The organism is Streptomyces sp. NPDC059373, from assembly GCF_042751495.1.
In the GTDB taxonomy this organism is placed as follows: domain Bacteria; phylum Actinomycetota; class Actinomycetes; order Streptomycetales; family Streptomycetaceae; genus Actinacidiphila.
Genome location: NZ_JBHYXC010000002.1, coordinates 195,000 through 217,794 on the forward strand (window position 1 = coordinate 195,000; position 22,795 = coordinate 217,794).

A 22,795-nucleotide genomic window follows, 5' to 3' on the forward strand; every position below is an offset into this window, starting at 1 on the left:
GCGATCAGCTCGGCGGCCATGACGACGTCGTACTCGCGGTGACACACGTCCTCCCACATCCGAAATCCGTGCCCGAAAACCCGGTGATCCCTTACGGATCTTACGTATTGTGTCACTCTGGTGACTCCGTGTAATCTCCGTCGCAACGGGGGTCCTGGTGACCACCCGTTCCCCGATCCCAGAAGCAGAGGTCCCCCTCAGCCATGCCCGAAATCGGCACCGCCCCTCGCCGGCCTGCTCCGCAGCACCGGGAAGCGGTCTGGGAGATGCGCGCCCAGCAGGCCGTGGAGTACGAAGTCGTCCTCACCCGGGACGTGCTGGACCCGGCCAACGACGCCCTGGCCCACGCCGGCGCCCCCTTCCCCGGCGTAACGCCGAAACGTTGTTGCGTCGTCACCGAGGCAACCGTCGAAGAGCTCTACGGCGACCGGCTCCGGGCCTACTTCCTGGCCCGCGGGGTCGAGGCGCGGTGGCTGGTCCTGGACCCGGGCGAGGAGCACAAGACCATCGAGTCCGTCCTGCGGGTCGTGGAAGCCTTCGACGCGTACGGGCTGCTGCGCAGGCAGGAGCCCGTCGTCGCGGTGGGCGGCGGTGTCCTGACCGACATCGTCGGGTTCGCGTGCAGCACCTACCGGCGCGGCCTGCCCCACATCAAGGTCCCGACCACACTGATCGGCCTGGTCGACGCGGGCATCGGCGCCAAGACCGGCGTCAACCACAAGGACCGGAAGAACCGCATCGGCAGCTACTTCCCCCCACGCCGCACACTGCTCGACCCGGCCTTCCTGGCGACCCTGCCGGACTGCCACATCACCAACGGGCTGGCGGAGATCCTCAAGATCGCCCTGGTCCTGGACAGACCGCTCTTCGAACTGCTGGAAACCCACGGCCCGTTGTTGCGCGGCGAACGCCTGCAAGGGCTCACGCCGGCCGGCGCGGACGCCGCCGACGAGGTGCTGCGGCGCGCGATCGGCGGCATGCTCGCCGAGCTGGAGCCGAACCTGTGGGAGGAGCAGCTGGAACGCCGCGTCGACTACGGCCACTCCTTCAGCCCGGCCCTGGAGGTGGACGCCCTGCCCGGACTCGGGCTCGGGCTTCTGCACGGCGAGGCCGTCGCCGTCGACATGGCACTGACCACCGTCATCTCCTGCCAACGCGGCCTGCTCACCACCGGCGAGCGGGACCGCGTACTGGCGGTGACGACCGCGCTGGGACTGCCGCTGACCCACGCCGCCTGCGGGACCGGGGTGCTGGACGGCGCGCTGTCCGACATCGTCCGGCACCGCGACGGCCGCCAGCGGCTGCCACTGGCCACCGGCATCGGATCGGCCCGGTTCGTCGACGACATCACCGGGGACGAAGTGCGGGCCGCCGCGGCCTTTCTGCGTACGTACGGAAACGAGGGAACGTACATGCTCGACGGACCGGATGAATGGGACGAGCTGCTCGTCGCCGATGTGCACGGTGCTTCCGCCGTGCACGCCATGCACGGCGGCGCGGACGTCGCCCGCTGGAAGTGCCTGGCCCGCCGGATGGGCCTGGCCGGGACGTGGGAGGCGATCGAGTGGGCCTCTCTCCCGCCGGGCGCCGTGTGCGGGGAGCACCGCCACACCCGCACCGAGGAGCTGTACTTCGTCATCTCCGGGGAGGGGGAGATCCTCCTCGACGACGTGCCGCATCGCATCCGCCCCGGCCACCTGGTCGTCAACGGGCTCGGCACCCGGCACCAGTTCCGCAACCTCGGCGACCAGGACCTCAACTGGCTGGTCATCGAGGTCTTCGGCCCCGCCACGGCACAGGCGCTGGTGGGCGCCGGCGCCGTTACCGCTTCCGAAAGGACATCATGACCAACGCCACGATCATCGACCTCGCGGCCCGCGGTGAGGTCGACCTCTCCGCCCTGCTCACCGGCCCGCTGCGGCAGGCCCGCATCGTCACCCTCGACGCCGACCGGACCGAGACCCTGTCGGCCGCCGACCGCGAGCACACCGTCTTCGTCCTGGAAGGCACCGGCACGGCGACGTCGGGCACCACCGCCGTCGAACTGTCCGAGGGGACGGCCGTCACCATGCCGCTGGGCGGCACGCTGACGATCACGGCCGGTCCGCAGCCGCTGCGCTACTTCCACGCCAGCCTCATGGTGCCGTCGGCCGAGGGAAGTGCCCGGTGATCGTGACCACCGTGGAGCGCACCACCCGTACGTTCCGGGACGGCGCCGCGCAGGCCGCGAGCCGGTCCCTGGCCCGGCGCGGTTTCTTCTTCTCCGAGACCGAGGCCGTCGATCACGTCCGGCTGGCCGCGGGAGCCGAGATCGGGCCGCGTGGACGCCGGGGCACCGAGGAGATCTGGTACGTCGCGAGCGGCGACGGCCACCTCCTCCACCCGGACGGGACGCCGGCCGGTCACCTGCACCCCGGCGCGCTCGCCGCCTGCTCGCTGAACAGCGACACCCGGCTGCGGGCGGGGGCCGGTGGCATGGAGCTCGTCCTGATCGCCGTGGCGCCCCGGCACCTCACTTCCGCCATGCCGCCCCGGCTGCCCGTCGCGTCATGATTCCGGGCGCCACCCATGTGGACCACGTCGCCTACACCGTCCCCGACCTCGACCAGGCGGTGGCCTTCTTCACCGAGGTCGTCGGCGCCGAACTGATCTACCGCGAAGGGCCCGTCCACGACCCTGACGGCGATCTGATGACCCGCCGGCTGGGCGTCCACCCACGGGCCGTCGCCCACATCGCCATGCTCCGGCTCGGCCCGGTGACCAACCTCGAGCTCTTCGCGTACGAAGCCCCGGGCCAGAACCGCGTCCCGCCCGCCAACAGCGACTGGGGCGGCCACCACCTGGCCATCCACGTCACCGACATCGACACCGCCGCCCGCTATCTCCGCGAACAGCCCGGCGTCCGGTTGCTCGGCTCCCCGCGGACCATCCCCGACGGACCCATCGCCGGCAACCGGTGGATCTACTTCCTCACCCCCTGGGGCATGCAGCTGGAACTCGTCCAGGCATCCCCCGGCCTGCCGTACGAGAGCACCACCACAGCCCGCCGCTACGGGCCCCAACCACGTCACCGGGAGCCTTCATGCGTGACCAGATCGACCTCACCCCGGCCCTGCTGGACTACCTCCGGGAGACCTCCCTGCGCGAGGACCAGGTCCTGCGCGAGCTGCGCGAGGACACGGCCGCGCTGCCCGACCGGATCATGCAGATCCTCCCCGAGGAAGCCCAGCTCCTGGCCCTGCTCGTCCGCCTCACCGGGGCGCGCGACATCCTGGAGATCGGCACCTTCACCGGCTACAGCTCCCTGTGCATGGCCCGCGCCCTGCCGCCCGGCGGCCACCTGGTCACCTGCGACATCAGCGAGGAATGGACCACGACGGCCCAACTCGCCTGGAAACGCGCCGACATCGCCGACCGCATCGACCTCCGCCTCGGCGACGCCACCGCCACCCTGGACACACTCCTGACGGAACGCGGACCCGGCTCCTTCGACTTCGTCTTCATCGACGCCGACAAGGCCCACTACCCGCAGTACTACGAGCAGTCCCTCGCGCTCACCCGGCCCGGCGGCCTGATCGTCCTCGACAACACCCTCTGGTCGGGCCGGGTCGTCGACCCCGCCGTCCGGGACGCCGACACGCGAGGCGTCCGGACGGTCAACCGGAACCTCCTCGACGACCAGCGGGTCGACCTCTCCATGCTCCCCATGGCCGACGGCGTCACCCTCGCCCGCAAGCGCTGACTCCCGCGGCCGGGCGGTTCACCACCGCCCGGCCGCACCCGATGGGGCCGGTTGCGGTGGTCAGCCGCAGTGGCCGGCGTCCACGACGTACTGGTCGGCGATCTGGCCCCGCCAGGTGACGCACTCGCCGCGCCCGGGGATGTGGACGGGGCCGGCGTAGGTCGTGTAGGCGCCGGAGTCGGAGGCGCTGACCTGCGTGTGGTTGGTGTAGACGGCCGCGCCCGGCTTGGTGCGCACAGTGACCGCGCAGTTCTCGCCGGTGCGGTCGTTCCAGGTCAGGTACACCGTTCCCAGGGTGCCGATGTTGTCACCGCCGTGTACCGAGGAACGGGCTCCTGTCCCGCCTCGACTAGAAGACGCCCTTGTAGCCCTGCCAGCCGGTGGCGATGCGGACCCGGGGCCGGAGGCCTCCGGTGCCGGTGTTGCGCCAGAGGTTGCCGGAGGTGTCCCGCTCGACGATGTCGGCCTTGCCGTCGCCGGTGATGTCCCCGACGCCGACGATGGCGTTGTACGAGCCGCCCCAGTCGGTGGCGATCCGGACCCGGGCGGTGAAGCCGCCGGTGGCCTTTCCGTAGTAGCGCCACAGGCTGCCGTGCTTGTCGCGGGCGAGGAGGTCGCCGGTTCCGTCGCCGTTCAGGTCGCCGGCGCCCACGATCTTGGTGTAGCCGGTCCAGTTGGAGGCGATCTTCACGCGGGAGGTGAACTTGCCCGTGCCGTTGTCCGCGTACAGATACACGTCACCGGTCGAGGTCTGCCGGGCGATCAGATCCGCCCGTCCGTCGCCGGTCAGGTCGCCGGGTGAGGTGAGCACGTTGTACTGGTTCCAGCCGGTGCCGAGGGAGACGTGCTTGGTGGAGGGTGTGAACGCGGTGCCGCATCCGCCGTTGTAGCGGGTGAGGGTGCCGGAGCTGCTGCGTACGAGGAGGTCGTCGCACCGGTCGCCGTTCATGTCGCCGACCGGCACCACCAGGGACGAGACGGGCCAGCCGCTGCCGGAGGTCTTGGCGCCGAACTTCCCGGTGCCGGTGCCCTGTTGGACGGTGAGGCCACCGGAGGAGTTCATGGTCAGCAGGTCGCCGATGCCGTCGTTGCCGTAGTCCCGGCGGACGGCCGCGCCCTTGGTGAAGGCGGCCTTGCCCGTCCTGACCATGGCGGGGCCGAAGCCGTCGGCCGGCTGGGCGGTGAGGGTCCAGGAGTACGTGCCGTTGGGTGCGAGCGCGCCCGTGCTGGTGAGGCCGCCCCACTCGGTCACCAGCGATCCGCGGGTGGCCCCGCCGGTCACCGTGTCGACGACCCGGCCGAGGGAGTTGCGCACGGTCAGGCTCCAGCCGGAGGCGGGCTTGCTGAGCTGCCACGATGCCCAGATCGGCCCGTAGGGGGTGGACCGGCCCACGGTGGGGACGGTGTGCGATTCGATCGCCGTGAGGTTCTGGGTGGGCACGCCGGTCGGCACGATGTGGATCTGCTGCTGGTCGTCGGCGTAGGCGACGTCGCCGCCGTACTTGTCGACCGTCCACGTGATGCCCCGATCGTCGTCAAGGGCGCCCTTGGGGAGGTCGGCGAGGTCCCGGGTCACCGCGGTGCCGGTGTGGAAGTCGGTGAGCAGCAGCTTCCCGGCATCGGCGTCGGTGCCGGTGTCGTGACGTACGAGGTAGCCGTCGCCGAGCAGGGCCTCGCCCGACGGGACGGCGATGCTCTTGGCGGCCGTACGGTCGTAGACCCCGGCCGGGCCGGTGGTCCCGCAGGACCAGTAGATCCAGCGGCCGACGGCCTGCAGTTCGGCCGGCACGCACGGCGCGCCGGTGGCGAGGACGCCGACCGTCTTCTTGGTCTTCAGGTCGATGGAGCTGACCGTGCCCTGGGTCGAGCCGGTGACCCACAGGGTGCTGCCCCATACGGCGGCGGCGGTGACGGGCCGGGTCATCAGCACATCGCTGTCGTAGCCCTGCTCGAAGTCGCCGACGTACTGCGTGGAACGGACGTCGACCACGACGTACCGGCCGGAGCCGTCAACGATCCGGCCCCCGGTGGCGGGGACCTGCATCATGTTGAAGTAGACCGGGCTTTCGGCCGACGGCGACATGACGTCCGTCCCGTCCACATAGGCCACCCGGTCGTCGCCGAGACCTTGCAGCTGCGCGCAGGGCACACCGGCGCTCTGCCCGGTGCTGTCGACGCCGGGGCAGCTCTCGCCCCAGCCCGTGTCGCTCGTCGTTACGTGCGGGTCATCGGCCTCCGGCGCGCCGGTGACCGCCAGGTCGCGCCGGAGCAGGGTCCGTAGCTGGCTGGTGTTGGTCCCGTACTGGAGCCGGTCGGCGCTCAGTGTCAGCCCGTAGACGGTGGCGGCCACCGGCGGTACGTCGGCGACAGGCACAAGTTGGGGCTTGCCGTCGTCACCGGTCACCACGCGCTGCACCGCCCAGTGTGCCGAGTCCCGGCCGCCGACGACGAGCGCGGTGCCGTCGGGGGCGGTGATCATACGGGGGGAGGCCGTGTCGAGCAGCACGTAGCGCGGCGTGCTGTCGCGCAGGGAGACGACCGCCAACGGGTCAGTCTCGGTCGAGGTCTTGGGGTCGTACCAGGGCGTGAGCAGCCAGTCGCCCACGACGGCGAACTGGGCGTAACCGCCCGCGTCGGCCGGGACGGTCACCTGCTTCACGGCCGCCGACGGGTCGTCACGCCGCACGACGTAGGCCGTGGTGCTGCCGCCGTAGTCGACGATGTAGCCCTGGGACAGGACGACGTACGGCAGGAAACCGGTGACGTCCTGGAGGATCGGGGTCGCGGTCGCGGTGTCGAAGTCGATGTACGCCAGGTGCCGGACGGCGTCGCTCGCGGCCGAGGTCGTGTAGACGACGACGGCCCCGTGGGCGTCCTGGGCGAGCCCGATGGTGACCGCGCCGTCCCCGAAGTCCAGGCCGGAAAGCGTACGTTCGGTGAGGCCGCCGCCGTCCTGCGGGCTCACCAGGTGCACGACGGTCGGCGTTCCGGTGACCCGCTCCTGGGTCAGCATGTTCTGGCCGCCGAAGCCCCCGGTCCATCGTTCAGCGACGGGCAGGGTGACGGTGTAGCGGACGGCGTCCGTGGCTGCGTCGCGTACCTGCATCTGACGGGTCGCCGGCACGAACTGCGCGATCTCGCCGGCGGAGACCTCCTGGAAGGTGCCCGGGGTCGCGGGGGTGGTGGCACCGGTGTCGTACGACGTCCACTGGTAGCCGTTGACGCCTTCCTGCTGGTGCAGATAGCCGTCGGCGGAGGCGGTCACGAAGGTGTCGCCACGCGGGGCGTAGCGTGCGCCCGCCGGGATCACCACCGGGGCCGACGGGGCGGTGTCGGCGTGTGCCGGGCCGCTCAGGGGGCCGATGACCCCGGCCAGCGAGATGGATACCGCGGCGGCGACGGCCGAGCGGACGAGGGCACGCGAAGCCACCCGTTCCTCCTGTACGAGACGAAGGCGCGGTGCGGCAACGGCGGCCCTGCGCGCGTCAGCCGCGCATTCTCAAGTCCCCCCGGCGTCACCCCCACGCAGGTCGGCCGAGCCTAGCAACGGCCTCGGGCAGAGCGCTTCAAGAGAACGCAAAGATCAACGCAACGATCGCGGAGAAGGCCGTTCATGGCCCTCACCGGCGGGACCCGCTCGCCAGGGCCCGGTGGTGCCGACGGGCCCTGGCGGCGGCCACGGGTCAGAGCAGCTCGGGGCGGACCCACTCCTCGCCCAGGACGTGGTGGGCCAGGAAGCCCAGCACGGTGGCGTACCAGAGGCGGACGTTGTTCGGTTTGAGGATCCAGTGGCCCTCGTCCGGGAAGTACAGGAATTTCGCCGGGACCTCGAACCGCGCCAGGTCGTTCCAGAGGGCGAGGGCCTCGCCGACCGGTACGCGGTAGTCCTTGTCGCCGTGGATCACCAGCATGGGTGTGGTGATTTTCGCGGCCCGCAGGTGCGGGGACTCGAGCTCGTACCGGTCGGTGCGCACGAGTGGGTCGCCCTGACGCCGCATCCAGTAGGCCGGGAAGTCGGTGACGCCGGCGAAGCTGTACATGTTCCACAGGCTGGCGTGGGTGACGATCGCCTTGAAGCGGTCGGTCTGAGTGGCGATCCAGTTGGCCATGTAGCCGCCGTACGAGCCGCCCATCATCGCCGTACGCTCACCGTCGAGGTCGTCACGGCGCAGCGCGGCGTCGGTCAGCGCCGTCACGTCCTGGTACGACGCGCCGCCCCAGTGGGCCCAGCCGCGTTCGTGCATCCGCTGCCCGTAGCCGGTGGACAGCGCGGGGTCCGGCAGCAGAACCGCGTAGCCGGCGGCCGCGGCGACCCAGGGATTCCAGCGCCAGTGCCAGGCGTTCCAGCTGGTCTGCGGGCCGCCGTGCACCCACAGCAGCAGTGGCGCGGGGGTCGCGGCGGAGGCGTCCCGCGGCAGTACGAGCCAGGCGCGCAGCGCCGTACCGTCCTCGGCGGTGGTGTGCACCTCGGTGAGGCTGCCGGGCAACTCGCCCACCTCCCCGGGTGACGCCAGCGGCACCGGCTGCTGGTCGGGCGCCGCGGCCTCGAGGCGTACGGGGGTCGGCGGGCTGTCGACCGCCGAGCGCAGCGCGTACAGGGTGCGGCCGTCCGGGCTCACGACCACGGTGGAGTAGGCGCCGGACGCGGTGAGCCGGACCACCTCGCCGCTGCCGGTGGAGAGCCGGAAGACCGGCGCGTGCCCGGCTTCGTCGGCGGTGAACCAGACCACCGGCGTGCCGTCCTCGCCCGGCACCGGGGAGACCACCGGGGCGCCCGGCCACTGGTCGAAACCGGGCAGCAGGTCACGTCCGGGGTCCTGGTCGTCGGTGGCGCCCGCCAGCCACAACGTGACGTCACCAGGCTCGTCCCAGGTGATCCGGCGCTCCCGGATGCAGACCAGATGGCGGCCGTCCGGCGTGAAGGCCGGAGCGCCGAACTCGGCGTCGGGGGACTCCAGTACCCGCAGTTGCTTGCCCGTAGCGGCGTCCGCGACCACGATCGCGGCGCGGATCTCGTCGGGGAGCGTGCCCACGGCCGTTGTGTAGGCGGTCAGCGAGCCGTCCGGGGAGACCGCGATCCCCTCATGGGCTCCGATCCGGCGCCCGCCGCAGTCCACCACGGCCGGCTCCTCGGCGGCGGCATCCTGAACGGCGAACACCCGCGGCATCCCGGGACCGAGGTCATGGTCCCAGTACCGCACCGGCACCGACTCATGCAGGATCGCCGACACCTTGGCCTTCTGGCGCGCCTCACGCAGCTCCGCATCCTGCTCAGGGTTCACCGCGCCCGGAAGCTGCGACGCCGCCAGCGCGATCCGCGACGCCCCGGTGGCGATCGCGTACTCGTCGATCCCCCCCGGCCTGGCCAGCAACTGCGAGGCCTCACCACCACCTGCCGGCAGGCTCCACAACGCTGCTTCCCGCTTGTCGTCCTCCCCCTCACCGGGGTCCGCGACCGGGCGGGAGGAAAGGAACAGCAGCGTCCCATCGGGCAGGAACCCCGGGGCGGACTCCCCGCGCCCGGAGCGCGTGAGCCGCCGGGCCGGCCGTCCCCCGGACGGATCGACCTCCCACAGGGCCCCGACGAACCTGGTGCGATCGGTGGACAGCTCCTGAACCACCGTCACCAGACGCGTTCCGTCCGGCGACAGGGCCAGCGAGGAGACCCGGGGCAGCGCGACAAACGCCCCCAGGTCGTGAAAGGCAGTTGAGTCAGGCATGAGGATCATCCTGACTCCCGTCGCGAGCCCGCACCAGCCCGCCTCCGGCCGCCGGACGTTGTCGTACGACGGCGGATCAAGGACGGCCGGATCAAGGACGGGGCCGCCCGCGGTGTTCGCGGACGGCCCTGGGCCGGGGGTGGGGTGGGGTGTTACCAGGGGGAGGGGGCGGGGGGTGGGAGGACGGGGGGGCGGTCGTCGCAGGTGATGGTGTTGGGGAGTTCCCAGGGGGCGAGCCAGGGGCCGGTGGTGCCGCCGCCGGCGTTGCCGCCGAGGTCGGTGAGGGTGAACTCCGAGCCGGTGGCGGGGAAGTTGAACGAGCCGCAGTTGTTGACGCCGACGGCGCCGACGTTGCGGGCGTCGACGTTCTCGAAGGTCGCCGATCCGGCGGCGCGGGCGCTGAGTACGGAGGTGCCGGTGCCGTCGATCTTGATGTCCTTGAAGTGGACGTTGGTGATCGAGTAGGTGTCCTTCACCGGCCAGTCGGTGACCAGCATGATCGCGTTGTAGGTGTTGTCGAGGTAGGTGTCACCGGTGACGCGGATGTCCGCGTCGAGGTTCTTCTCCAGCGCGTAGAACCAGATGGCCCCGAGACCGATCTTCCAGTTCAGCTCGTAGGTGCCGGCCCGTACGGTGGTGTTGCCGGTGATCGACAGATGCCCGGTGAACGGCTCGGAGCCGAAGCGGGAGCCGACGTGCAGGGCGCTGCCCTCGCGGATCGGGTCGGCGATGAGGTTGGCCGAAACCGTGTTGTCGGTGCCGCCGTAGATGGCGATGCCGTTGGCGAGCACCGGTGTCTGGACCGTGTTGTGGTCGAAGGTGTTGCGGGCGTCGCCGGTCTTCTCCGACCACATGGCGAGTCCGTCGTCGCCGGAGTTGCGGACGAAGTTGTTGCGTACGACCGAATCCGTCACGCCGGTGTGGAAGTTGAGGCCGTCGGCGATCTGGTCGGTGATGACGTTGCTGGTGATCCGCAGGTTCGACATGGGCCCGTCGAACCACATGCCGACCTTGGTGTGGTGGATGTAGAGGCCGTCGATCGTCGAGTCGCTGAGCGCCCCGCCGATGCCGTTGACCTGGTCGGTGTCGATGCGCTCGCGGACGTCGCCCTCGATCGCGAAGCCGGAGAGGTGGACGTTGTGACTGCCGCCCGCCGACGCGTCCTTTCCGTAGAAGCCGACCCCGGTGTGCACCGAGCCGTCGGGGGCGGGGGCGTCGAGGGTGACCTGGTGCCCCTTGATGATCGTGTACCAACTGCCGGCGCCCTCGATCGTCACGTCATCCACGACGATGTGCCGGTTCACCTGGTACGTGCCCGGCGGGAGGTAGACCGATCGGTGCCCGCGCCGCGCGGAGGCGATGGCCTTGTCGATCGCCCCGGCCGAGTCCCGCCGCCCGGTCGGATCGGCGCCGAAGGCGAGGACGTTCACCGCGGCGAGGGCGACGTGCGGGGTGGCGACCAGCTGGGAGTCCAGCAGGTCCACGGTCGTCGACACGGCCCCTGTGCGCGTCGGGACCGCCAGCCGGACGGTGTCACCCGCCTTGTACGTCCTGCCCAGCAGCAGACGCTGCTCGTCGTAGAAGTGGTTCGGCCGGAACGGCTTGGTGATCACCGGCGCCGGCGTGGTGGCGCTGGGCACACAGCCGCACTCGGTGATCCACCAGTCGTCGTGCAGCAGCCCGGCGTTGGGGTCGTTGGAGAACGGATACTGGTTGTAGAGCCACGCGTACTGCGAGGTCAGCGTCATCGTCTTCCGGGCGCCCCCGTTCACCGTCACGTCGAGCGGCGCTGTGATGCCGCCCCCGCTCGGCCCGTCCGGAATGCTGTACCGCACGGTGATCGCGTTGGCGGCGCTCGGCAGGGTGAACTCGACGTACTGCCCCCGCTCCAGCGTCACCGCCTTCCGTCCGGACGCCTCCGCGGGCAGCGTGTAGGCGCTCCGGTCGGGCCCGATGACCTTCCCGTTCGTCGCGGCGTTCTCCGCCTCCTGCTCGGCGAACCCGACGTCGGCCCCCCGCCCCGCCACCAGCGCCGGGTCCAGCCCCGCCCGCGTCACGACGGCCCCCGCCGTCTTCTCCGCGCCGGCCTGAGCCGTCCCACCGAGCCCGAGGCCGATCCCGGCCGTCACCGCGACCACCGCCACGGTTCTTCGCCACGCGCTCCTGCTGCTGCTCCCTGCCATCCCCAACTCGCTTCTCTCGTAAGGCGCGACCGCCCGGGACGTTCGAGTCAGAGCGGACGTCGTGAGGTGAGGCGACAGTAAGGACCCGGCACGCCGCTCCACAAGGCTCCTGCGAGATGTTTTCCTGGAGCTGCTACTGAAGTGGCGACCCTATGTAAGTTTTTTGCGCTGCTTGCATGATTCCTTGCGCAATGACCAACAGCGGCCATGGATCCCGGAGGGAGGGGTTCCGGGGTCCATGGCCGCTGTGAAGGCTTACGGCAGATGCCGCCGTCAGAGAGAGACGCCGCCGGCGAGCTGCGGTATCGACAGAGCGGGCGCGACGGCGCCGAGGGCCTCATCGAGGCCGTCGACGGACACGCCGCCGGAAAGGCCGACGAGGCCGGTGGTGGCACCGCCGGAAATGGCGATACCGCCGGCGACGTTGTCCAGGTCGGCGTCGGCGATCTCGCGGGTCTCGACCTGAGGAGTGAAGCTACGCATGAATTGCGATTCCCTTCATGGTTTTTGTGTCTCTGAATAGCGTCGGCCGGCTCGGCGGGTAATCCCGATCCGGCCGGTCAGTCAAACGGTTGTCCGATTCCCGAAAAACCGGGACAACTCCCGTCCGGGGCACGATGGAACCACCCCAACAGGCCACCCGTCCACCCACCCATCGGAAGATCCGCACCACCGGTTGGCCGCCGCAACGCACCTGCGTGCATTTACCCACGGGACGGTGACGCCTTCTTCACGCGATCTCAACGGCCAATTAACGTGGGCAGGATCCGCGGTTGATCCCGATCGGACATACCCGCATTTAATTTCGCCGACCGCTCGCCGAAGCCGGATTCTGTCAAGTTGCTGAGCACCTCATGTGTGCACGATGTGCAGGGTTTGCCGACAGGGGCCCACCATCAGGGCAAGAGGGTGTCGTCGTCGGGACGGCGGTGGTCCAGGTTCCCCGTCGGAGATGCGGGCTCAACGCGCCCGGGAGCGGATCGAGTCGATGAGGAGCTCGACGGCGAGGCGGAAGTTGTCGGGGGAGTCCAGCGGCGGGATGTCGTCGATCAGCGCGGCCAGATTCGGGTACGTGTCCGGGGGAAGCTCCCGGTAGTCGACCCGCCAGGAGCGCAGGTCGGCCTCACGGGTCGGGGCGTCCAGGGCGTACAGGGCGGCCTCCATGCTGGAGTAGGCCAGGACCGTGTCGGCGAAGACCCGGTAGCAGCGCGCGGCGTCCCGGTCCGGGAGCCCGGCGCGGCGCATGCAGCCGAGGATGTGCTCGACCACCTCGAACTCGTGCGGACGGCGCGCGGTGCGGGCCGCGACCAGCTGGCCGACCTGGGGGTGGGCCATGAAGGCGCCCCGGATGCGGTGGGCGACGGCGCGCAGGTCCTCGGCCCAGTCGTCGCTGACGGGGAGGCCGCCGGCGGTGGTCTCGGCGTGCAGGGCGTCGGTCAGGGCGAGCAGCAGCTCGTCCTTGTCACGGAAGTGCCGGTAGATGGCCGTCGGGTGGGCGTCCAGCTCGCGGCCCAGCGCCTCGAAGGTGAGCGACTCGATCCCGGCGCGGTCACAGATCCGCAGGGCGGCCTCGGTGATGACCTGCTGGTTGAGACTGCCCCGGGGGCGCCGCGCGCGTCCCGCGCCCGCCTTGGGGGTGGCCGCCATCCCGCCGTGTCCTCTCGTCGCCCGCCGTCGTTCCTCGCCAGATGGATGCTACCGGCCCGTGTTAATCGCCGGTTACCTCTAGTCAATGTCATTGACTATGGAGTTGATTATCTCCCACACTGACGATCGGCGAGCCGCACCGCCACTCCCCCGTCTGGAGAACGATGCCCTCCGTATCCGCTCGTACGCCGTCCGCCGACCCCCCTCGCGAACCGTCCAGCCCCTCGTCCTCGCCCGGCCCCACCGCCGCGAGCACCGGGCTGGAGATCCATTCCGTCGACTGGATCCCGACCGCCGAGCGCCACGGAACCCCGGCCCACCTGGGCGCGCTGTGGTTCGTCGGCAACATCAATCTCACCGCCATGGCCACCGGCGTCACCGCGCTGAGCATCGGCGCCGGGCTGCTCTGGACAATCGTGGCGACCGTCACCGGCTCGCTGTTCGGCACCGTGTTCATGGCCTTCCACTCCGCCCAGGGACCGCAGCTCGGCCTGCCCCAGCTCGTACAGTCCAGGCCGCAGTTCGGGTATCTCGGCGCCGCGCTCACGGTCTGGGTCTTCGCCCTGGTCAACTACGTCGCGTACAACACCTCGGACGCGATCCTGTCCGGCGACGCGATGCACACGCTCTTCGGGCTCGGCTCCAGCGCCGGGTACTTCATCGCGGCCGCCGTGGCCGCGATGATCGCGCTGTTCGGCTACCGCTGGATCCACCGGGTGAGCCGCTGGCTGACCTGGCCCCTGGTCGTCGTGATGGCGGTGCTCACGGCGGCGGCGCTGGGCGACGGCGCGCTGCCGAAGGGCGCCTTCACGCTCGGCGCCTTCCACGCCGGGCCGGTCATGACGGTCTTCGTCATCACGGCCGGGTTCCAGCTGGGCTGGGCCCCGTACGTCTCGGACTACTCCCGCTACCTGCCGGCGAACGTCGGCGTCCGCCCGGCCTTCTGGTGGACGTACCTGTCCAGCGGCCTGTCCGCGATCTGGGTCTTCGCGATCGGCGCCGTGATCTCCGCCGCGCACCCCGACGCCACCCCGGTGGAGGCCTTCAAGGCGGCAGCCGACGCACTGGTGGGCGGGCTCGGCCGGGTGGTGGTACTGGCCCTGCTGGTCGGACTGCTCTCGGTGATGGCGATCAACCAGTACGGCGGGATGATGTCCATGATCTCGATCAAGGACTCGTTCTCACCCGTCGTCCCCAACCAGCGGATCCGCGCCGTCTGCATCGGGATCATGTTCTTCCTGGTCTGGGGTGTGGCGCAGTTCGTCGGGGTGGACCGCTTCAACTCCTTCTACGGCAATGTGCTGATCTTCCTCGCGTACGTCTTCACCCCGTGGACGGCGATCAACCTGGTCGACTACTTCTTCGTCCGGCGCGGCCTGTACGCGATCAAGGAGATCTTCAACCCGGCCGGGATATACGGCCGTTGGGGCTGGCGCGGCAATCTCGCCTACCTGCTCGGTCTGCTGGTGATGGTCCCGTTCATGGTGTCCGGTCCCTTCACCGGCCCGATCGCCACGGCGCTCGGCGGCGCCGACTACTCGATGTTCGTCGGCCTGCCCGTGGCCGGCCTGTTCTACCTGCTCTTCTGCCGCAGCCTCGACCTGGAGGCCGAGCGGCGGATCGTGGCCGAGGAAGGGATTCTCGAGGGTGCCCACTGACGACACCGCCGACCTGATCGTCACCGGTGCCCGGGTGCGCCTCGGCGAGGGCCGGTGGGCCTCCGCGGTGGCGGTTCGCGACGGCCGGATCTCCGCCCTCGGCGAGGATGCCGAAGTGCGGGAACTGGCCGGCCCCGGGACCAGGGTGGTGCGGGCGGCCGGCGGGCTGGTCGTCTCCGGGTTCCAGGACAGCCACATCCACGCGCCGTTCGCCGGACGCAACCGGCTCCGTCTGTGGCTCAACGACCTGGCGGGCCGGGACGCGTACCTGGACGCCATCGCCGCCTACGCCGACAGCCACCCCGACGAGCCCTGGATCATCGGCGGCGGCTGGGCGATGGAGTACTTCCCCGGCGGCACCCCCCGTAAGGAGGACCTGGACGCCGTCGTCCCGGACCGCCCGGTCTTCCTCTTCAACCGGGACGTCCACGGCGCCTGGGTCAACTCCCGCGCCCTGGAGGCCGCGGGCATCGACCGGGACACCCCGGACCCCGCCGACGGCCGGATCGAGCGCGATCCGGCGACCGGCCTGCCCACCGGCACCCTGCACGAGGGTGCCGCGTACCGGGTCAACGACCATGTCGTACCCGAGCCGGGGCAGGCGGAGTGGGAGGCTGCGATCCTGGAGGCGCAGACGTATCTGCACGCCCTCGGCATCACCGGCTGGCAGGACGCCTGGGTAACCCCCGGCACCCAGGCCGCCTACCAGTCCCTCGCCGCCGACGGCCGGCTCACCGCCCGCGTGGTGGGCGCCCTGTGGTGGGACCGGCACCGCGGCCTGGAGCAGATCGACGAACTGCGCGAACGGCGGGAGCGGGGCCTCGCGGTCCGTGCGCCCGGCGCGGCGCTGGGGTCCGGCTTCCACCCCACGACCGTCAAGATCATGACCGACGGGGTGCTGGAGAACCACACCGGCGCCCTGCTGGAGCCCTACTGCGACGGATGCGGCGGCCACAGCGACAACCGCGGCCTCAGCTACCTCCCGTACGAGACGCTCCGCCGGGCCGTCACCGAACTGGACCGGCACGGCTTCCAGGTCCATCTGCACGCCATCGGCGACCGCGCCGTCCGTGAGGCCCTGGACGCCGTCGGCGCCGCCCGGACCGCCAACGGGCCGGGGGACCGCCGCCACCACATCGCCCATGTGCAGGTGGTCCAGCCCGAGGACGTCGGGCGCTTCGCCGAACTCGGCGTGGTCGTCAACTGCCAGGCGTACTGGGCCCAGAGCGAACCGCAGATGGACGAGCTGACCATCCCCTACCTCGGCCCGGAGCGGGCCCGGATGCAGTATCCCTTCGCCGACCTGCTGGCCTCCGGCGCGCGCCTGGCCATGGGCAGCGACTGGGCCGTCACCACGGCCGACCCCCTGGAGCAGATCGAGGTCGCCGTCACCCGCGTCGACCCCGGGAACCGGGGCAACGCGCCCTTCCTCCCCGAGCAGCGGCTGCGCCTCGACGACGCCCTGGACGCCTTCACCTCGGGCTCCGCCTACGTGAACCACGACGAGCAGGGCGGCACCCTCGAGGTCGGCCGCCGCGCCGACCTGGCACTGCTGGACCGCGACCTCTTCGCACCCGGCGCCCCGCCCGTCGCCGACGCGCGCGTACGGCTCACGGTGGCGGCGGGGAAGATCGTCCACGATGAGGGCCTGTGAGCGTACGGGCCGACAGGAGACCCACCGATGACCGGCCATGACTTCTTCGCCCAGCCGAACCTGCCGCGCCCGCAGGTGAGTCCCGTACGGGCCAGGGCGGTGGCCGCGGAACACTTCGGGGTCGAGGGGCGGTTCCGCGAGGTCGGCAGCCAGCAGGAGCGCAACTTCGTCATCGACGCGTCGTCCGGCCGGCGGTTCGTGCTCAAGATCGCCAACCCGGCGTTCTCGGACGACGAGCTCGCGGCCCAGGACCACGCGCTGCTGCACCTCGCCGGCACCGCGCCCGACCTGGTGATCCCGCGGCCCCAACCCACCCGGGACGGCGGCTTCGTCGCCCGTTTCGACGCCGACGGTGTCGCTCTGCGGGCCCGGCTGCTCAGCTTCGTCCCCGGCCGACCGCTGGCGGACGCCGGCCACCTCGCCCCCACCGTCATGGCGCGGCTCGGCGCGCTCTCCGGCCGGGTGGCAGCCGGGCTGGCCGACTACCGGCACCCCGGGCTGGACCGGACTCTGCAGTGGGACATCCGCAACGCCCGCCGGGTCCACCGGACGCTGGCCGCGTTCGTCGCCGACCCCGAGCGGGCCGAGACCCTGAGCCGGGCCGTCGAGGAGTCGTGCGACCGGCTCGACGTCCTCTCCCCGCAGCTGCGGGTCCAGGCGATCCACGGCGACATCACGGACGACAACGTCGTCTGCGGCCGGGAACCCGACGGCCGCCCCGCCCCCTCCGGGGTCATCGACTTCGGCGACGTCGGTCTCGGCTGGACCGTCGCCGAACTGGCCACCACCTGCGCCTGCCTGCTCCACCACGAGCCGACGCGGCCCCTGGCCCTGCTCGCCGCCGTGCGCGCGTTCCACGAGGTCGTCCCGCTCACCGGGGCCGAGCTCGCCGCCCTCTGGCCGGCGATCACCGCCCGCACCGCCCTCCTCGTGGTCAGCGGCCTGCACCAGGGGCTCATCGACCCGGCCAACGAGTACGCGCTGCGGGCCCAGGAGCACGAGTGGCGTGCCTGCCAGGTCGCCGTGAGCCTGCCGGCCGAGGTCGCGCACGCCGCGATCCGCGAAGCGCTGGGGCTGCCCGTGACGGCGTCCCGGGCCCCGGTCGTGAAGGCGCCGCTGCTCCCGGGCCTCGCCGGGGACCAGGCCACCGTCCTCGACCTGTCCCCCCTCAGCCCGGACCTCTCCGACGGCACCTGGCTGGCCCCGGAGACGGAAGCCCGCCTCGCGGCCACGCGCCCCGGCGTTGCCATCGCCCGGTACGGCGAGGCCAGGCTGACCCGGACCCGCCTCCACAGCGCCGACGCTCCCGCCACGGTCGCCCTGGGCATGGACCTGTTCTGCGCCCCGGGCACCGCGGTGGCGGCCCCCTTCGCCGGAGTCGTACGGTCCGACGCCACCGGGCCGGTCCTCGCGGGAGCCGACGCCGACCTGCGCCTGACGGGGCTGCGTGCGGCGCCGACCGTCGGCCAACGGCTCGACCCCGGCGCCGCGTTGGGCGAGGTCGGCGAGGAGGGCAGGCTGTCCGTACAGCTCTGCACCCTGCGCGGCACCGTCCCGCCCGGTCACGCCACCGCCGAGACCGCCCGCGCCTGGCTCACCGTCTGCCCCGACCCCTCGGCGCTGCTCGGCCTCGCCCTCCCGGCCCGGGGCGAGGAGCCGACGGGCGCGAGTGTGCTGCGCCGGCGGCACGCGGCGCTGGCCGACGTACAGGAGCACTACTACGACAACCCGCCCCGCATCGAGCGGGGTTGGCGCCAGCACCTCACCGACCTCGACGGCCGCACGTATGTGGACATGATCAACAACGTGGCCTCCATCGGCCACGCCCACCCCCGCCTCACCGCGGCCGTCGCCCGTCAGTGGGATCTACTGAACACCAACTCGCGGTTCAACTACCGCGCGGTGTCCGACCTCGCGCTGCGCCTCGCCGACCTCCTGCCGGACCCGCTCGACACGGTCTTCTTCGTCAACAGCGGCTCCGAGGCCGTCGACCTCGCGCTCCGGCTCGCCCAGACCTTCACAGGCCGCCAGGACATCGTCTCCGTCGCGGAGGCGTACCACGGCTGGACCATCGGCTCCGACGCCGTCTCCACCTCCCTCGCCGACAACCCCCGCGCCCTCACCACCCGCCCCGACTGGGTGCACACCCTTCTCGCCCCCAACACCTTCCGCGGCGAGTTCCGCGGTCCCGACGCCACCGCCCACTACCTCGCAGACGCCCACCGGGTCATCGACGCCGCCGTCGCCTCCGGCCGCCCGCCCGCCGCCTTCATCTGCGAGGCGCTGTACGGCAACGCCGGAGGCGTACTGCTCCCGACCGGCTACCTCCCCGCGCTCTACGAAGCCACCCGCGCCGCCGGCGGCCTCTGCATCGCGGACGAGGTGCAGGTCGGCTACGGCCGCCTCGGCGAGCACTTCTGGGGCTTCGAGCAGCAGGGGGTGACCCCCGACATCGTCACCGTCGCCAAGGCCATGGGCAACGGTCATCCGCTGGGTGCGGTCATCACCCGTCGCGACATCGCCGACGCCTTCGCCAAGGACGGCTACTTCTTCTCCTCGGCCGGCGGAAGCCCGGTCAGCTGCGTGGTAGGGCTGACGGTCCTGGACGTCATCGAGGACGAGGGACTGCAGGCGAACGCCACCGTGGTCGGCGACCACCTGCGCCGCCGCGTCGAGCGGCTGGCCCGCGACCTCCCCGGGTCCGGAACCGTGATCGGTGCCGTGCACGGCATGGGCCTCTACCTGGGCATCGAGCTGGTCCGGGACCCCGACACCCTGGAACCGGCCACCGAGGAGACCGCCGCGATCTGCGAACGCCTGCTGGAACTGGGCGTCATCGTCCAGCCCACCGGCGACCGCCTCAACGTACTGAAGATCAAACCCCCGCTGTGCCTCACCACCGAAAGCGCCGACTTCTTCGTCAACGCCTTGTCCCGCACCCTCCGGGACGGCTGGTGACCGTCGGCGGACCGCCCGTCAGAGCGTCGCGTCGACCGGGTCGGGCCTCCCCGGTTCCGGCTGGTCGACCGCTGGCACCCGGTTGCGCTGCTGCCATGCCGTACGGGCGATCAGCGCACCGAGCACCGCCGCGAGGACCAGCGACGAGCCGATCGTGCCGCACCCCAGACCGCCCTTGGCGGTGGGCTTGCTGAAGAAGTCACCCACGGTCGCGCCCAGCGGGCGGGTCAGGACGAACGCCACCCAGAAGAGCAGGGTGTCCGAGATCGGGGTGCGGTACTTGGCGACGAGGGTCAGCAGCAGCACGCCGCCGACCAGCAGCGCTCCGCCTCCGTAGCCGAGTCCCGAGTCGTCGGAGAGGAAGTCACCGAGGGAAGTGCCCAGCGTGTTGGAGAACAGGATCGCGGTCCAGTAGAGGATCTCGCCGCCGAAGGTGCTGATCCGTGCGACGTCGAAGGTCAGGCCACTGAGCTTCCATACGGCGAACACCACGCTCAGCGCGGTGATGAGGACCAGAGCCCCTCTGGCGTAACCGAGTCCGGCGGTCCGGTTCATGAAGTCCGACATGGTGGTGCCCGCCGTGCTGGTGGACAGGATGACCGTCCAGTACAGCGCGGGATGGAAGCTGTGGACCCGCAACTGGGTCACCAGGCTCACGAGGAAGAACCCGATCAGGATCAGCGAACTGACGAGGTATCCGACCTTCATGGTCTGGGCGAGCAGATCCCCGGCTGTCTCACCCAGGGTCGTGGCCGCGATCTTCATGACCCAGAAGGCCAGGGTGATCTCGGGGAGTTTCTTCATGGTCCCTTTTCCGCAGGATCCGAAAGGCCGGGCGAACCCGGATCATCCTACGCAAAGAGGACAGGTCAATAGGAGTTGGCGCGACACAGCGAGAGGGGGCGGCCGTGGTCGAGAGGTGAGGGCCCTTCAGCGCGCAACACGTTTCACCACGCGTAAACGCGGCTCATGATCTTGCCCAGAGCATTACGGTCCGGACCGGGATACATCACCATCACCGGCAGTCCGTCCGGGTCGCGACCCTCGACCACGGTGCGGCCTTCCTCGGAATTGGTCTCGACGTGGGCCGACCGCTCCTTGAGGTAGCGCTCGCACCGCTCTAGGTCTTCCGGGTCGTGGGCGGACCAGCACGTGTACTGGACTCCGATCGCCCCCAGCGCGTGCTCGCCGCGCGGGCCGATGGTGCGCAGGACCACGTTGGAGTTCCCGGACCCCGCGAGCACCAGGGCAGTGGTCTCCCGGGCGATGGTCTCCATCTTCAGCAGGTCGCTGTAGAACCCGGCCGCCTGGTCGAGGTCGCGGACAAAGACCACGACCGCCGCCAGCCGGGGGCCGTCGTCGTGCGCGCCGACCGGCGTCACGTCAGCCTCGGACGGCTCTGGCGTCATTGGGGCTTCTCCCCATCTCGTGCCTCGCGTGGAGGGTCGTGGTCCAGTGGCCGCCCCCTCTTTCACCGTATCCGGAACACGGGTGGGCCGCTCCCCGTGCACCCGCCGTCGAGTTAACTCGAACGTACGTACGGGTTCCGCGCCGGTGGGTCAGCGGCGGACCAGGCGGGCATGAGTTGCGGCCGCGGAGCTGACCTGCTCGGCGACCTGGTAGCCGTCGATCGCGTCTCCCAGATGGTCGAGCAGGCGCTCACCCCTGCCGGCGAGGAGCGGGACGATGGCCAGGTGAAGCTCGTCGACCAGCCCGGCGCGCAGATACTGCTGGATGGTGGCCGGGCCACCGCCGATGCGTACGTCCTTTCCCTTCGCCGCCTCGAAGGCACGCTCGAGCACCGTCTCGATGGGCTCGTCGGTGAAGTGGAAGGTGGTCCCGCCCTCCATCGGCAGCGGCGGCCGCAGGTGGTGGGTGAGGACGAACACGTCATGGTGATACGGCGGGTTGTCGCCCCACCAGCCCGTCCACGACTCGTCCTGCCACGGCCCGCGCACGGGCCCGAACATGTTGCGGCCCATGATCGTGGCGCCGATGTTCTGCTCGCTGCGCTCGACGTGGTCGACGTCGATGCCCGCCTTGCCGTCGGCGCGGTCCCGCATCGCGGCGAACATCCACTCGTGCAGGCCCTCGACACCGTCGCCGAAGGGTGCGTCGAGGCGCTGGTCGGTGCCGGTGGCGAAGCCGTCCAGCGTGACCGTGAGGTTGTGTCCGCGCAGCTTGGGCATGGCGTTCTCCTTGGGGGAGGTCGGGCTGTTCCTGCTCTCACCCATGCGTCGAACAGGAGACGGCCCGATCGACAGCTCCTCCTGGAATTCTGCGCAGAACCTTCCGCGACGGCCACCGCCGGCCAGGGCCGCCTAGCCGAAGATCTTGTCGGCGGAGATGCCGAACATCTCGTGGGCCAGGCCGTAGCCGAAGTCCTGGACCAGACGGCGCTTCCACGGGCGGGAGGCGATGGCGTGGGTGAGCCGGCGCGCGGCCTTCGGGCGGGAACGGATGGTCTCGGCGAGCTGCCGGGCGCGCGGCAGGAGCTTGTCGGCCGGCAGCACTTCGTTGACCAGGCCCAGGTCGAGGGCGGTGGGTGCGTCGATCTCGGCGCCGGTGTAGAGGTAGTACGCCGCGCGCTTGGTGCCGAGCAGTTCCTGCAGGCCCAGGTGCAGGCCGTCGCCGGGGGCGGTGCCGGACAGCAGATGGGGGTCGGTGAAGGTCGCCGTCTCGGCGGCCAGCGTGATGTCGCACAGCAACGCGAACTCGGTGTGGCCGGGGCTGGGCCCGTTGACCGCGGCGATGGTGGGGATGTCGATGCCGAAGACCAGGTTTTCCAGCAGCTTGATCGCGTCGTAGTAGGTGTTGTACGCGAAGTCGTCCGGCCGGGGCTCGCGCATCATCTCCGCGAGCCGCGCCGGGTCGGCCGGCTTGAGCCACCAGTCGCCGGTGCCGGTGAGGACGAGGACCTCGTTGTCCGGGTCGTTGCCGACCTCCAGCCAGGCCTGGCCCCAGGCGTTGTGCATGCCCAGGCCGTAGACGGCGGGGCCGTCGTCGGTGTGCATGCGCAGTTCGATGACGCCGTCGCGGCGGGTCATCGCGAAGTAGTCGGCGTACTTCTCGGCGTAGTCCTCGAAGCGGGGTCGGGGGACGTAGCGGCCGTTGCGGGCCTGCCAGTCGTCGGGAATCGGTGGCATCGGCACAGCTCCTCATGGGGTCGAAGGCGGGCCGGAACGGCTATGCTGCCATCCGGAGCGCTGCTCCGAATATATCCGGAGCAGCGC

Annotated in this window: 17 protein-coding genes and 1 pseudogene; 8 read left to right on the top strand and 10 right to left on the bottom strand. The window is 70.9% G+C overall.

Translation table 11 applies throughout. The features are described 5' to 3' along the window. Window positions 1–203 precede the first annotated feature (203 nt). The 5 genes and pseudogenes from ACFXJ5_RS05100 (at window position 204) to ACFXJ5_RS05120 (ending at window position 3,742) form a co-directional block, all read left to right on the top strand. Complete coding sequence (locus tag ACFXJ5_RS05100; protein ID WP_384627024.1) at window positions 204–1,847, top strand: iron-containing alcohol dehydrogenase; 1,644 nt, start codon at window positions 204–206, stop codon at window positions 1,845–1,847. Next, the gene (locus ACFXJ5_RS05105) at window positions 1,844–2,170 is read left to right on the top strand and encodes a hypothetical protein (RefSeq protein ID WP_384627026.1); all 327 of its coding nucleotides are present in this window, start codon (window positions 1,844–1,846) and stop codon (window positions 2,168–2,170) included. Before ACFXJ5_RS05100 ends, ACFXJ5_RS05105 begins: the two co-directional genes overlap by 4 nt. Next, complete coding sequence (locus ACFXJ5_RS05110; RefSeq protein WP_384627029.1) at window positions 2,167–2,553, top strand: hypothetical protein; 387 nt, start codon at window positions 2,167–2,169, stop codon at window positions 2,551–2,553. Before ACFXJ5_RS05105 ends, ACFXJ5_RS05110 begins: the two co-directional genes overlap by 4 nt. Continuing rightward, window positions 2,550–2,987 (top strand): annotated as a pseudogene (locus ACFXJ5_RS05115) (VOC family protein); the annotation flags it as partial. The gene ACFXJ5_RS05110 and the pseudogene ACFXJ5_RS05115, both read left to right, overlap by 4 nt. 95 nt (window positions 2,988–3,082) lie before the next feature. Next, window positions 3,083–3,742 (top strand): O-methyltransferase, encoded by a 660-nt coding sequence (locus ACFXJ5_RS05120; RefSeq protein WP_384627031.1) that lies wholly within the window; start codon window positions 3,083–3,085, stop codon window positions 3,740–3,742. A gap of 60 nt (window positions 3,743–3,802) precedes the next feature. Here the strand turns inward: ACFXJ5_RS05120 and ACFXJ5_RS05125 are convergent, their stop codons facing one another. From ACFXJ5_RS05125 to ACFXJ5_RS05150, 6 genes are all read right to left on the bottom strand, one after another. Then, the gene (locus tag ACFXJ5_RS05125) at window positions 3,803–4,027 is read right to left on the bottom strand and encodes a hypothetical protein (protein WP_384627034.1); all 225 of its coding nucleotides are present in this window, start codon (window positions 4,025–4,027) and stop codon (window positions 3,803–3,805) included. A 64-nt stretch (window positions 4,028–4,091) separates the two neighbouring features. Beyond that, window positions 4,092–7,172, bottom strand: coding sequence for an FG-GAP-like repeat-containing protein (locus ACFXJ5_RS05130; RefSeq protein WP_384627036.1), 3,081 nt, complete (start codon window positions 7,170–7,172; stop codon window positions 4,092–4,094). 253 nt (window positions 7,173–7,425) lie between these two features. After that, complete coding sequence (locus tag ACFXJ5_RS05135; protein WP_384627039.1) at window positions 7,426–9,462, bottom strand: S9 family peptidase; 2,037 nt, start codon at window positions 9,460–9,462, stop codon at window positions 7,426–7,428. Window positions 9,463–9,614: 152 nt separating this feature from the next. After that, window positions 9,615–11,645, bottom strand: coding sequence for a glycosyl hydrolase family 28-related protein (locus ACFXJ5_RS05140; RefSeq protein ID WP_384627042.1), 2,031 nt, complete (start codon window positions 11,643–11,645; stop codon window positions 9,615–9,617). Between the two features lie 273 nt (window positions 11,646–11,918). Further along, window positions 11,919–12,128 (bottom strand): hypothetical protein, encoded by a 210-nt coding sequence (locus ACFXJ5_RS05145; RefSeq protein ID WP_384627043.1) that lies wholly within the window; start codon window positions 12,126–12,128, stop codon window positions 11,919–11,921. Window positions 12,129–12,605: 477 nt separating this feature from the next. Further along, window positions 12,606–13,292, bottom strand: a complete 687-nt coding sequence (locus ACFXJ5_RS05150; protein WP_384627046.1) for a TetR/AcrR family transcriptional regulator — start codon at window positions 13,290–13,292, stop codon at window positions 12,606–12,608. Between the two features lie 164 nt (window positions 13,293–13,456). On the opposite strand from ACFXJ5_RS05150, the gene ACFXJ5_RS05155 reads away from it, so the two are divergent. The 3 genes from ACFXJ5_RS05155 to ACFXJ5_RS05165 are packed head-to-tail and all read left to right on the top strand — an operon-like array spanning window position 13,457 to window position 19,562. Then, window positions 13,457–14,950, top strand: a complete 1,494-nt coding sequence (locus tag ACFXJ5_RS05155; protein WP_384627048.1) for a purine-cytosine permease family protein — start codon at window positions 13,457–13,459, stop codon at window positions 14,948–14,950. Next, entirely contained in the window at window positions 14,940–16,604 is a 1,665-nt protein-coding gene (locus tag ACFXJ5_RS05160; protein WP_384627050.1) for an amidohydrolase, read from the top strand. The genes ACFXJ5_RS05155 and ACFXJ5_RS05160 overlap by 11 nt, the downstream gene beginning before the upstream one ends. A gap of 27 nt (window positions 16,605–16,631) precedes the next feature. Next, window positions 16,632–19,562 carry an aminotransferase gene (locus ACFXJ5_RS05165; RefSeq protein WP_384627052.1) on the top strand — a complete coding sequence of 977 codons (2,931 nt, stop codon included), beginning with the start codon at window positions 16,632–16,634 and terminating at the stop codon, window positions 19,560–19,562. A gap of 18 nt (window positions 19,563–19,580) precedes the next feature. Here ACFXJ5_RS05165 and ACFXJ5_RS05170 read toward each other — a convergent pair whose 3' ends face one another. The 4 genes from ACFXJ5_RS05170 to ACFXJ5_RS05185 form a co-directional block, all read right to left on the bottom strand. After that, the gene (locus ACFXJ5_RS05170) at window positions 19,581–20,366 is read right to left on the bottom strand and encodes a hypothetical protein (protein WP_384627055.1); all 786 of its coding nucleotides are present in this window, start codon (window positions 20,364–20,366) and stop codon (window positions 19,581–19,583) included. A gap of 143 nt (window positions 20,367–20,509) precedes the next feature. Beyond that, window positions 20,510–20,971, bottom strand: a complete 462-nt coding sequence (locus ACFXJ5_RS05175) for a VOC family protein (protein ID WP_384627057.1) — start codon at window positions 20,969–20,971, stop codon at window positions 20,510–20,512. A gap of 150 nt (window positions 20,972–21,121) precedes the next feature. Then, the gene (locus ACFXJ5_RS05180; protein ID WP_384628316.1) at window positions 21,122–21,751 is read right to left on the bottom strand and encodes a dihydrofolate reductase family protein; all 630 of its coding nucleotides are present in this window, start codon (window positions 21,749–21,751) and stop codon (window positions 21,122–21,124) included. A 132-nt stretch (window positions 21,752–21,883) separates the two neighbouring features. After that, window positions 21,884–22,708 (bottom strand): enoyl-CoA hydratase/isomerase family protein, encoded by an 825-nt coding sequence (locus ACFXJ5_RS05185; protein WP_384627059.1) that lies wholly within the window; start codon window positions 22,706–22,708, stop codon window positions 21,884–21,886. Between the last annotated feature and the right edge of the window lie 87 nt (window positions 22,709–22,795).

Coding starts and splice junctions, on each gene's coding strand:
- ACFXJ5_RS05100 (WP_384627024.1), top strand. CDS start 204: ATGCCCGAAATCGGCACCGCCCCTCGCCGGCCTGCTCCGCAGCACCGG.
- ACFXJ5_RS05105 (WP_384627026.1), top strand. CDS start 1,844: ATGACCAACGCCACGATCATCGACCTCGCGGCCCGCGGTGAGGTCGAC.
- ACFXJ5_RS05120 (WP_384627031.1), top strand. CDS start 3,083: ATGCGTGACCAGATCGACCTCACCCCGGCCCTGCTGGACTACCTCCGG.
- ACFXJ5_RS05135 (WP_384627039.1), bottom strand. CDS start 9,462: ATGCCTGACTCAACTGCCTTTCACGACCTGGGGGCGTTTGTCGCGCTG.
- ACFXJ5_RS05140 (WP_384627042.1), bottom strand. CDS start 11,645: ATGGCAGGGAGCAGCAGCAGGAGCGCGTGGCGAAGAACCGTGGCGGTG.
- ACFXJ5_RS05145 (WP_384627043.1), bottom strand. CDS start 12,128: ATGCGTAGCTTCACTCCTCAGGTCGAGACCCGCGAGATCGCCGACGCC.
- ACFXJ5_RS05150 (WP_384627046.1), bottom strand. CDS start 13,292: ATGGCGGCCACCCCCAAGGCGGGCGCGGGACGCGCGCGGCGCCCCCGG.
- ACFXJ5_RS05155 (WP_384627048.1), top strand. CDS start 13,457: ATGCCCTCCGTATCCGCTCGTACGCCGTCCGCCGACCCCCCTCGCGAA.
- ACFXJ5_RS05165 (WP_384627052.1), top strand. CDS start 16,632: ATGACCGGCCATGACTTCTTCGCCCAGCCGAACCTGCCGCGCCCGCAG.
- ACFXJ5_RS05170 (WP_384627055.1), bottom strand. CDS start 20,366: ATGAAGAAACTCCCCGAGATCACCCTGGCCTTCTGGGTCATGAAGATC.
- ACFXJ5_RS05175 (WP_384627057.1), bottom strand. CDS start 20,971: ATGACGCCAGAGCCGTCCGAGGCTGACGTGACGCCGGTCGGCGCGCAC.
- ACFXJ5_RS05180 (WP_384628316.1), bottom strand. CDS start 21,751: ATGCCCAAGCTGCGCGGACACAACCTCACGGTCACGCTGGACGGCTTC.
- ACFXJ5_RS05185 (WP_384627059.1), bottom strand. CDS start 22,708: ATGCCACCGATTCCCGACGACTGGCAGGCCCGCAACGGCCGCTACGTC.